This window comes from Dyella kyungheensis, assembly GCF_016905005.1.
Classification (GTDB): domain Bacteria; phylum Pseudomonadota; class Gammaproteobacteria; order Xanthomonadales; family Rhodanobacteraceae; genus Dyella; species Dyella kyungheensis.
Genome location: NZ_JADIKC010000003.1, coordinates 483,851 through 494,464 on the forward strand (window position 1 = coordinate 483,851; position 10,614 = coordinate 494,464).

10 protein-coding genes and 1 tRNA gene are annotated in these 10,614 nt (G+C 64.4%); 7 read left to right on the forward strand and 4 right to left on the reverse strand.

Going from position 1 to position 10,614, the window contains the following annotated elements; genetic code table 11:
• Positions 1-79 precede the first annotated feature (79 nt).
• The 3 genes from selA to ISP20_RS06950 all read left to right on the forward strand — a co-directional run bounded on the left by selA (position 80) and on the right by ISP20_RS06950 (position 3,538).
• Positions 80-1,504, forward strand: a complete 1,425-nt coding sequence (gene selA / locus ISP20_RS06940) for an L-seryl-tRNA(Sec) selenium transferase (RefSeq protein ID WP_204635329.1) — start codon at positions 80-82, stop codon at positions 1,502-1,504.
• Complete coding sequence (gene selB / locus ISP20_RS06945) at positions 1,501-3,432, forward strand: selenocysteine-specific translation elongation factor (RefSeq protein WP_204635330.1); 1,932 nt, start codon at positions 1,501-1,503, stop codon at positions 3,430-3,432. Before selA ends, selB begins: the two co-directional genes overlap by 4 nt.
• Positions 3,433-3,441: 9 nt before the next feature.
• A tRNA-Sec gene (locus tag ISP20_RS06950) sits at positions 3,442-3,538 on the forward strand.
• 225 nt (positions 3,539-3,763) lie between these two features.
• On the opposite strand, the gene selD is transcribed toward ISP20_RS06950, so the two are convergent.
• Positions 3,764-4,804: a selenide, water dikinase SelD gene (gene selD, locus ISP20_RS06955; protein WP_338030973.1), complete on the reverse strand. Its 1,041-nt coding sequence runs from the start codon at positions 4,802-4,804 to the stop codon at positions 3,764-3,766.
• Positions 4,805-4,877: 73 nt separating this feature from the next.
• Positions 4,878-6,407: an FAD-dependent monooxygenase gene (locus tag ISP20_RS06960; RefSeq protein WP_204635899.1), complete on the reverse strand. Its 1,530-nt coding sequence runs from the start codon at positions 6,405-6,407 to the stop codon at positions 4,878-4,880.
• An 89-nt stretch (positions 6,408-6,496) separates the two neighbouring features.
• On the opposite strand from ISP20_RS06960, the gene ISP20_RS06965 reads away from it, so the two are divergent.
• Positions 6,497-7,129 (forward strand): TetR/AcrR family transcriptional regulator, encoded by a 633-nt coding sequence (locus ISP20_RS06965; protein WP_204635332.1) that lies wholly within the window; start codon positions 6,497-6,499, stop codon positions 7,127-7,129.
• Between the two features lie 127 nt (positions 7,130-7,256).
• Positions 7,257-7,778, forward strand: coding sequence for a DUF3011 domain-containing protein (locus tag ISP20_RS06970; RefSeq protein ID WP_204635333.1), 522 nt, complete (start codon positions 7,257-7,259; stop codon positions 7,776-7,778).
• A gap of 18 nt (positions 7,779-7,796) precedes the next feature.
• Here ISP20_RS06970 and ISP20_RS06975 read toward each other — a convergent pair whose 3' ends face one another.
• Complete coding sequence (locus ISP20_RS06975; RefSeq protein ID WP_204635334.1) at positions 7,797-8,687, reverse strand: AraC family transcriptional regulator; 891 nt, start codon at positions 8,685-8,687, stop codon at positions 7,797-7,799.
• 155 nt (positions 8,688-8,842) lie between these two features.
• Here ISP20_RS06975 and ISP20_RS06980 point away from each other — a divergent pair, with 155 nt between their 5' ends.
• A complete protein-coding gene (locus ISP20_RS06980) occupies positions 8,843-9,622 on the forward strand; it encodes an SDR family NAD(P)-dependent oxidoreductase (RefSeq protein ID WP_204635335.1) in 780 nt (259 codons plus the stop codon).
• Positions 9,623-9,861: 239 nt separating this feature from the next.
• Here the strand turns inward: ISP20_RS06980 and ISP20_RS06985 are convergent, their stop codons facing one another.
• A complete protein-coding gene (locus ISP20_RS06985) occupies positions 9,862-10,188 on the reverse strand; it encodes a thioredoxin domain-containing protein (RefSeq protein WP_204635336.1) in 327 nt (108 codons plus the stop codon).
• A gap of 216 nt (positions 10,189-10,404) precedes the next feature.
• On the opposite strand from ISP20_RS06985, the gene ISP20_RS06990 reads away from it, so the two are divergent.
• Entirely contained in the window at positions 10,405-10,611 is a 207-nt protein-coding gene (locus tag ISP20_RS06990) for a hypothetical protein (RefSeq protein ID WP_204635337.1), read from the forward strand.
• The last annotated feature ends 3 nt before the right edge of the window (positions 10,612-10,614 follow it).

The following is a 10,614-nucleotide window of genomic DNA, read 5'->3' on the forward strand; positions in this document are numbered from 1 at the left end:
CCGCAGCATAGGGCCAACCCGCCTCCTTATCGCCTGACACTCGGGTACGAGTGTCGAGCGATGCCACTGGAAAAGCGTCATGGCCAAGCCCGAGCTCGTCTCACTGCGCCAGCTCCCTGCCGTCGCCACCGTGCTGGCGGCGGCCGAAGCCGAACCATGGCTGGAACGCTACGGACGCGTCGCCACCACCGACGCCATTCGCCAGGTGATCGACGAAGCACGCGAAACGCTGCGCGCTGCGCCGGCCGCCGCTCCCAGCGCGGCTGAACTGGCGCAGCGCGCCGGACGCCTGCTCGATACACGCACGCCGGGTTTGCGCCCGCTGTTCAATCTCACTGGCACCGTGCTGCACACCAATCTTGGCCGGGCCGTGCTGGCCGATGCCGCGATCGAAGCGGCGGTGGCAGCGATGCGCCATGCGGTCGCGCTCGAATACGATCTCGACGACGGCGTGCGCGGCGAACGCGACGATCACCTGCGCTCACTGCTGCGCGAACTGACCGGCGCCGAAGACGCCACCGTGGTCAACAACAATGCCGCCGCCGTGCTGCTCTGCCTCAACACGTTTGCGCTCGGACGCGAAGCGGTCGTGTCTCGCGGCGAGCTGATCGAAATCGGCGGCGCCTTCCGCATGCCCGACATCATGGCGCGCGCCGGTGCGCACATGCGGGAAGTGGGCACCACCAACCGCACGCACGCCGCCGACTACCGCAACGCGTTCGGCGAACGCACCGGCATCGTGCTCAAGGTGCATACCTCCAACTACCGCATCCAGGGTTTCACCGCGGAAGTCGATGCACGCGAACTGGCCGCATTGGCCGATGCCGCGGGCGTGCCGCTGTTGAACGATCTGGGTTCGGGGAGCCTCGTCGATCTGTCGCGCTACGGACTGGCCAAGGAACCCACCGTGCGCGAAGCCGTAGCCGACGGCGCGCGGCTGGTCACGTTCTCCGGCGACAAGTTGCTGGGTGGTCCCCAGGCCGGCTTCATCGTGGGCGACCGCGCCCTGATCGAACAGATCAACCGCAATCCATTGAAGCGTGCGCTGCGCGTGGACAAGCTGCGTCTGGCCGCAATTGAGGCCACCTTGAACCTGTACCGCGATCCGGATCGTCTGGTCGAGCGCTTGCCCACCCTGCGTTTCCTCGCACGCCGCAAGGCCGACATCGAAGCGCAGGCGCATCGTCTGCAGGCGTCGGTGGCGACGCAGTTGGGCGACGCCTTCACGGTCGAGACGGGCGATTGCCTCAGTCAGGTCGGCTCGGGCGCCTTGCCGCTGGATACGCTGGCCAGCGCCGCGCTGGTAATACGGGCATGCGGCAGCCAGAGCGCCTTGGAACATCTGGCCACAGCACTGCGCGCCTTGCCTCGCCCGGTGATCGGTCGCGTTGCCGATGGCGCGCTGCGGCTGGACCTGCGTTGCCTGGCGGAAGCCGACGAAGCCCCGTTCCTGGACACGCTGGCGCAGCTCGACCATCACACGCTGGCCGCGCGTATTTCATGATCGTTGGCACCGCAGGGCACATCGACCACGGCAAAACGTCACTGGTAACGGCATTGACCGGCGTGGCCGGCGATCGCCTGAAGGAAGAAAAGCGCCGCGGCATCACCATCGATCTGGGCTTCGCCTTTTTGCCGTTGCCGGACGGCTCCACGCTCGGCTTCATCGACGTACCCGGCCACGAACGTTTCGTGCATACGATGGTGGCGGGTGCCAGCGGCATCGACATCGCGCTGCTGGCGGTGGCCGCCGACGACGGTGTGATGCCGCAGACGCGGGAACATCTGGCGATTCTCGATCTGCTGCAAATCGGGCGCGGCGTGATCGCGATCACCAAGGCCGATCTGGCCACGCCGGAACGTTTGAGCGAGGTCAGCGCGCAGATTCGCGAAGCAACCGCGGGCACCGTGCTCGACGGCGCGGAGATCCTGCCGGTCTCGTCGGTGAGCGGCCAGGGTGTCGACCGGTTGCGCGAATGGCTGGTGGCCGAAGCGAAGGCCTTGGGCGAACGTGCAACGGACGGGCGTTTTCGCCTCGCCGTGGATCGCTCGTTCACCTTGGCCGGCATCGGCGTGGTGGTGACCGGCACCGTCTTGTCCGGCGTGGTGCGGGTGAAGGATCAGGTCTTGGTCAGTCCCTCGGGATTGTCGGCGCGCGTGCGATCGCTGCATGCGCAAAACCGCGAAGTGGAAGCGGGCAGGGCAGGCGATCGCTGCGCGCTCAATCTTGCCGGTGAAGGCATCAGCAAGGAAGCGATCCGTCGTGGCGACATGGTGATCGATCCGTTCCTGCATGCACCGACCGAGCGTATCGACGCGCGGTTGCGGCTCTTGCCTGGCGAACCTAAGCCGGTCGGCCAATGGTTTCCCGCCCGGCTGCATCATGGCGCCACGGAAGTCGGTGCGCGCGTGGTGCTGCTCGATGGCGAGCAACTGCTGCCCGGCCATGCCGCCGACGTGCAACTGGTGCTGGATAAACCCATTGCCGCCGCATCCCTCGATCGCTTTGTGCTGCGCGACGTCTCCGCCCAGCGCACGATAGGCGGCGGGCAGTTCTTCGATCTGCGCGCGCCCACGCGACAACGTCGTACGGCGGCGCGCGAGACTCAGCGCGCGGCGCTGGCGCTCAGCGATCCTCGCGAAGCGTTTGCGGCTTTGCTCGACGCGCCGCCGTTCGCATGGGACCTGGCCGCCTTCGCCCGCGACCGCGCCTTGTCCGCGAGCAAGCGCAACGAGGTCGCCGACGCGCTCTCTCCCATCCTCTTTCACGCCGATGAACAAAGCATCGCAATCGGCCACTCGCACTGGCATTCCTTTGTCGAAGGGTTGGTCGAGCGCCTGGACGCCTTTCACGCGGCCAATCCCGATCTGCAGGGTATGGGCCGGGAGAAGCTGCGGGTGTCGCTGCAGCCCAAACTTCCTCCCGCTGCCTTCTCGTTGGCGCTGCAGCATGCGGATGTAACCGGCCGGGTGGTCCGCGATGGCGCCTTCGTGCGATTGACCAGCCATTCCCTGCACATGAGTCCGGAACGCGAGGCGCTATGGCAGCGTGTGGCGCCGCTGCTGGGCGGTGACGTGCGTTTCCGCCCGCCGCGCGTGCGCGACGTCGCCGGCCTGCTTGCGCGCCCGGAGCAGGACATCCGCCAGTTGATGAAATTCGCGGCGCGGCTGGGCCTGGTGGACGAGGTGGCGCACGATCATTTCTTCCTGCGCCCGACCATGCATGACATGGTGTTGATCGCGGCCGACCTTGCTGCCCATGCAGCCGACGGCAGCTTCACCGCCGCGCAATTTCGCGACCGCATCGACAGCGGCCGGAAAGTGGCCATCCAGATACTGGAATTCTTCGACCGGCAACGCGTGACGCTCAATCGCGGTACGCTGCGCAGGGTCCAGCTGCAGTACATTGACCTGTACGGGCCCGTCCCGTGAAAGCTTTCAGGAAGAGCATCGTCTCCGGTGGGGCGTCCGGACTTCAAATCCGGGTGAGGCAGATAAGACTGTCTCGGGTGGGTTCGACTCCCATGCTCTTCCGCCACCTTGGCGGCGTGAGCCGTGCCCGCCGAAGTCTCGCCTAACCCTTCAATACCCCTCACCGTCATTCCGGCGCAGGCCGGAATCCAGTAGACGGAAGAATAGGATTTCGCCCAAGCCTCCATAGAAGGGTTTGTCGCGACAGCCCGAACTCATCGCCACTGGATTCCGGCCTGCGCCGGAATGACGGTGAGGAAGAATCAGCGTCGATACGAGATTCGGAAAGCGCTCACATCACCTCGATACCCGGCGTACCAGCCACGACCTCGCCGATGATGCTCGCCCGCGCATAGCCGGCAGCCAGCATCATCGCCTTGATCGCTTCCGCCTTCTCCGGCGCACACGCCACCAGCAAGCCGCCCGATGTCTGCGGATCGGTCAGCAGTGCACGGCGCCACGACGGAAGATCGGCGGGCAGGCTTACCGCATCGCCGTAACTGTTCCAGTTTCGCTGCGACGCACCCGTGATGTAACCCGCTTCCGCCAGCGCCTCGGCCTGGCTGAAGAAAGGAATGCGCGATGCCTGCAAACGAATGCGCACGCCGCTGCCGCGTGCCATTTCCAGGCCATGCCCGAGCAGGCCGAAGCCGGTGACGTCGGTGATCGCGTGCACTTCCTCATGCTTGCCAAGCTCGCAGCCGACGCGGTTGAGCAGGGTGGTCGAGGCAAGCATTTCCGCGTACGCATCGACTGGCAACGCCTGCTTCTTGAACGCGGCCGAATAAATGCCCACGCCGATGCCCTTGGTCAGGATCAGCGCATCGCCCACTTTCGCGGTGGTGTTGCGGCGCACGTTCGCAGGCGCGCACAGTCCAATCGCGGCGAGGCCATAGATCGGCTCGGCCGAATCGATCGAATGGCCGCCGGCAATCGGAATGCCCGCTTGCGCGCAGATCGATTCGCCACCGGCCAGGATCGCGCGCACCGTGTCCACATCCAGCTTGCCCAGCGGCATGCCGAGGATGGCCAGTGCCATGATCGGTTTGCCGCCCATGGCGTAGACATCCGATAGCGCGTTGGCGGCGGCGATGCGTCCGAAATCGTAGGGGTCGTCGACCACCGGCATGAAGAAGTCGGTCGTCGCGATCACGCAGGTATGTTCGTCCACCTGCCATACGGCGGCATCGTCGCTGGTCTCGGTGCCCACCAGCAGATGGGCAAAGGGCATGGCCGCCGGCTTGTTGGCCAGCAGTTCCTGCAGCACGGAAGGTGCAAGCTTGCAGCCACAGCCGCCGCCGTGGGCAAGCTCGGTCAAACGGACGGAAGTCACCTGGTGTTCTCCCGATGGCGTAGCGATCCGGTTCGGCGAGGATAACGAAAAGTGCGTGAGGCGGTCGAACTGTCTAGGCCGCTTCGCTGAACCATCGCGAGGCGGCCCGAGCCGCTTCGTCCGCATCGGGCGAAGCGTCAGCGGCCCAGGCCACGATGCCGTCCGGTTGTACCAGCAACGCAGCGAGTCCCAGGTTGTCGTTCGGTGGCTTGGCGAGGTAAGTGACGCGCTCTCCCCAGCGGCTTGCCAGCGCCTGCAGAGGTGCGTCGGCGGCAAAATCCAGCAAGAGGCCGCGGCCTGTCCTGAGATGGTCGCCGAGCCGGGTGCCGTCGGCCCAGGCGAAGTCGGGAGCACTGCGTCCCACCAGCGGATGGCCTTCGCCGAGGTCGTGGCGAAGCGTTACACCCCAGACGCGTTCGGCGAAATACGTGGCGCCGTCGCGCGTGTCGATCAGGTCGCGGATGATCGCTTCCAGAGCGCGCGAACTCTTGCTTGGGCGCATCAGTGCCACTTGCGCGCGCGACCAGTCGAGGACTTTTGCGCCGATGGGATGCCGCTCGCTCGAATACGTGTCGAGCAAACCTTCCGGTGCGTCGCCGTGGACGGTGGCGGCGAGCTTCCAGCCCAGGTTCATCGCATCGCCAAGCCCGAGATTGAGCCCTTGGCCGCCCAGCGGCGAGTGGGTATGCGCGGCGTCGCCGGCGAGCAGCACCCGTCCCCGGCGATACGTGCTCGCCTGATAGGCGCGGTCCGTCCAGGTGGTGGCGAGTGGCAGCGCCGTCACGCTGACGTCGGTACCGGAGACGCGACGCAACACCGCCTGCACCTGTTCGAGCGTGATCGGTTGGCTGCGGTGAAATTTACCCCCGTCGAACTCGACCATGCCGATGGTTCCAGGCGGCGAGTACGTAATCATGCCGGTGGCTGTGTAGTGGCGGCCCGGCAAGAGTTTCTCCGGATCGGCCAGCGTCACTTGCACCGAATAACCGGTGAACTCCGGATCGGTGCCGACGAACTCGAAACCTGCCGCCTTGCGAACAGTGCTGCGTCCGCCATCGCAACCGACGAGCCAGCGCGCGCGAAAGATCTCGCCCGCAGCGCGAACGATGACTTCGTCACCGGAGGGATCGATGCTTTCGACCGCGCAGCCTCGGCGGATCTCCACACCCATCGCACTCGCGCGGGCGGCCAGCACGGATTCCAGCGATTGCATGTCGACTGCCATGCTGGTGCTGGCGGCATCGGGCAGTCGATACGGCCAGCTCGAAGCGTCGATGCGGTCGTGATGGAACTGGATGCCGGCAAAGTGGCCGCCCGGTCGACGGGGCTGATCCATCCAATGTGCGGCGCCCAACGTGCTGCGACCGGCAGGAGCATCCTTCGACAACTGCAACGCCGCCATTTCGTCCAGCAAGCCGCGGCGATGGAAGGCCTCGATGGTGGGCACCGACAGGCCGCGCATGCCGAACGGCAGACACTTCAAAGGAGAGTGCGGGTCATGGGCCTGCTCCAGTACCAACACGGAGACACCGGCGAGACGCAACTCACAGGCGAGAAACAGGCCGACCGGACCGGCGCCGGCAATCAGCACGTCATGCATCAACAACTCCTGAAACGATCGCCTATCCGCAAGGTGGATCATGGTGACTAAATCTTACACTTAGTGTAAGATTTTCCCGTATGACTATCCGCATGTCAAACCAGCCCGGACTCCGCGACCGCAAGAAGGCCGCTACGCGGCAGACGATTTCCGACGTGGCGACACGCTTGTTCGTGGAACGCGGCTTCGAGAACGTGTCGATCGACGAGATCGCGCGCGTGGCGGCCGTCGCCAGGAAAACCGTGTTCAACTACTTCCCGCGCAAGGAAGACCTGCTCTTCGATCGCGAGGAGGAAGGGCGAGAGCTGGTGCGCCAGGCCCTCGTCGCACGCGGCAGGCAGTCGCCCATCCACGCGTTCCAGGCCTTGATGCGCACGCTGCTGGAGACGCGGCATCCGCTTTTCAGGATCACCCAGCGCCCGATCCAGTTCTGGCGCACCGTGGCGGAAAGTCCGGCACTCACGACGCATGCACGCGCACTGCAGACAACGTTCGCCGAGGACCTGGCCGTCATGCTGTGCGATGCGGTAGGCAGGCCGCACGCCGATCCCGAGGCGCGTCTCGCCGCGGCGATGCTGATGGATACCCTGGTGATCGCCTACAGCGAGGCGCTGCGCAGCTTTCGCGAGAAGCGGAAGGGCAAGCCTGCCGCGGCGTTCGCGAGCGTGATGGAGCGTGGTTTCATCGGCGTCAACGCGGCGCTTGCCGGGACGCCGTATGTTTGATCGGAGCGGTGCGGGGCAGGCGGCCCTCAGCATCCATCGCAAGTATTCACGACACTTCTACCCGACTTCGTCTATCTCAGCGTGACCGTCAGGCTTCGCAAGCCCGACCCTGCTGAGTGATGCCGCCATGAAGAACGCCACCGCGTTGATCGCACTGCTCCTGGCCACGCAGGCTGGCATTGCTTTTGCCGAAGACGTCACCTGCGAATCCAAAGGCAGCAAGCGTGTGGAGTGCCCCATGGACACGGCGGGTGCCGTGCGGCTGGTGAAGCAACTAAGCAACTCGCCATGCACCGAGGGCGTGTCGTGGGGTTTGTCCAAACACGCCGTGTGGGTGGAGAACGGTTGTCGAGGCGTGTTCTCCAAAGACGCTCAAGCGAGCGACAGATCGGGCGACGCCGCCAGTGGCGGCATCCCTTTGCTCAATGCGAGCTGCCCGGGAAACATCGATGTCCACGCGGATCAAGGTGGTCCGGTCTACATCAATGGAAAAGAAGGGCAGTTGAAGCGTTTCAACAAGAACTACTTCGAGGCGAAAGACGCCACTTCAGGCGTCGTCATTTCCCTGAGCATCAATCCGGATGGAACGCCGTCGGTGTCGTATACGGGCAAGGGGCGCGCCAACGGCGTCTGCCAGGTACACCCGTGACGCGCGGCCTTGGCTTCGCTAGGCCGCCGTTGCGGGCAGCGTGGCCACGTCGCGTCGCGGTGGGGCGCCGAACATGCGCGAGTACTCGCGACTGAATTGAGTCGGGCTTTCATAGCCCACCTGATAGGCCGCCGACTCGGCGTTGGCCGCACCGCTCACCATCAGGTGACGGGCCTCCAGCAGGCGCAATTGCTTTTGGTACTGGAGCGGCGTCATCGACGTCAGTGCCTTGAACTGGCGATGGAACGCGGAAGGGCTGAGCTGCGCGATGGCGGCCAGATCCTCGATGCGCACCGGTTCGGAAAATTGCTCGCGCAGCGCATGGATCGCCCGGATCACGCGCTCGGCATGCCCGTTCGCCAACACCAGCCCGGCCACTTCGCTGCCGTGCGGCCCGGTGAGCAGCCAATAGCAGAGTTCGCGCATGATCATCGGCGCGATCATCGGGATGGCTTTGGGCGTGTCGATCAGGCGTACCAGGCGTAGTACGCAATCGGCCATGTTGCCCTGGAAGTGGGTGACGAACACGCCGTGCTGCACGCTGCTTACCGGTCGCGGCGGCGCCTCGATGCTTTCCATCACCTCGCGCATCACAGTGAGATCGAATTCCACGATGACGCCCAGATACGGTTCGGTGGGGCTGGCCTTCACCACGCGACTCAGCGCCGGTGTCTCCACGCTCACCACCAGCGCTTGCCCGGCCTTGTAGTCGAAGCGCTGGCCACCGAACGTGCTCCGCTTCGCCCCCTGCGCGACCACGCAGAGCGCAGGCTTGAAGATGAGATGCGACGGATGCTTTCGATGGTCCGAGCGCAGGAAGGTGAGGCCGGGGACAGGTGTTTCGACCGGACTCTGCGCCGGCTGCGCATCCGTATAGCGTGTGACGATATCGACCAGGGTGTTCGGCATGGGCTGCTCCCAACGTACGAGCCGATGCTAGCGCCATTTGAATCGCTGGGATGGGCCTCGAGCAGGATCAGGCAAGAATGCGCCCAGTTCCGGCATGGGGTGTCGAGCGTGGCGCGCCTAAGCTTGTGCCTGCATTCCCCACCCTGGAGACAAGCATGACCGCCGTCGTTACGCGTACACCGAAAAAGAACATCGCCATCGTCACTGGCGGCAGCCGCGGACTGGGACGAAACACCGTACTGAGCCTGGCTGCGCATGGCGTTGATGTCATTTTCACTTACCGCTCGAACGAAGCGGAGGCCAGGCAGGTTGAGAAACTCGTGGCACGGGCCGGACAGCAGGCCATCGCGTTGCCCCTGGATACCGGCAACACCGCCAGCTTCGATGCATTCGTCGATCAGCTGCCAGACGCACTCGCGACGCTCGGCGCCGAGCGATTCGATTACCTGGTCAACAACGCTGGTACCTCGCACCACGCATCGATCGAGGCCACCACCGAGCAGGACATGGACAGCCTCTACCAGGTTCATTTCAAAGGCGTGTTTTTCCTCACCCAGAAGCTGCTTCCGTTGATCAACGACGGCGGCCGCATCGTGAATGTTTCCAGCGGCCTCACCCGCGTGACCATTCCCGGCAGCGCACCGTACGCTTCCATGAAAGGCGCGATAGAAGTTCTCACCCGCTATCTGGCGAAGGAACTCGGGCCGCGCCGCATCGCCGTCAACACCGTGGCGCCGGGCGCCATCGAAACGGATTTCAGCGGCGGCATGGTGCGCGACAACCCGGAACTCAACCAACGCGTGGCCGACATGACAGCGCTTGGCCGAGCCGGCGTGCCCGACGACATCGGCCCGCTCATTGCATCGCTACTGGGTGAGAGCCACCGCTGGGTGAATGGGCAGCGCATCGAAGCGTCGGGTGGCATGGCGCTTTAGGAGGAAGGTCTAGGCCTGGGTATAGCCGCGGTCTTCGATGCGCGAACCTTCGTCGGATACCAGGCCGTGAACTTGAACGTACCCACCAATGAGCCACTATTGCGATGATGCCCAGGCGGTGCGGCATGTTCGGCAAGTAGAGCAGCGCCAGCTCGGCGAGCACGATCAGCGCGAAAGCCACCGCCTAGGCGCCGGCGATGACGTAGTTCGTGTGCAGGAAATCCGGCTTGTTCCAAAGTTCAGCCGGTACCTGCTCTCTCGCGTACTTCAACGTAAAAGGCGAGCGCATTGCCATCGACACCACCACGATCACCAGCAACCCGACATCCACGCATAGTCAGACGCCAATCACGGCGAGCCGTGTACCCATGAACCACGCTATCGCCGATGCTCTCGTCCCCATCCACGAGATAAGGCGACTGTCCACGCGGTGCCTGCTGGGTATCCAGAATATGCCTATGCTCGAACGACAGACCGCACAGCCACATGAAGGCGTAGACCTTCAACCCAAACGGGTTGTTGTCGGTCACGCCGAAAAGATCGGGATTGGCGTAGAACGGAAGCAAGGCCGCGGCGCGAATGCCTCATCGAATACTGAACGGCGGCGGCTTGAGCCTTGCGTGCACGGCTGCAAATGGCTTCATTTTAAGACGAAGATACTCAACGCGGCGTGTGCAAGAAATGCCGGACTGCATTGATACTGAGGGTCGGCTTCTTCCAATGTCTTCAGCCTGACACGTCATCCCATAGAGGCCCGTAAAGGGGGAGGGGAGGTGCGATCCGTGCATATCCTTATCGATGAATCCGGAACGTTCGGACCGGCGAGCCAGTCGGAAACCCTAGGCTGCAGCGCCGATCCAAGGTGTGGTGAGGGCGGCGATCAGGTGCATGAATACCATGGCAAGAGCCGTATTCAATCGGCGCCGGGGATAGCAGCCCCGTCGCGCGAGGCCTACCAAGCGTTCGCCATGTCGATACGCGCCAACTGATTG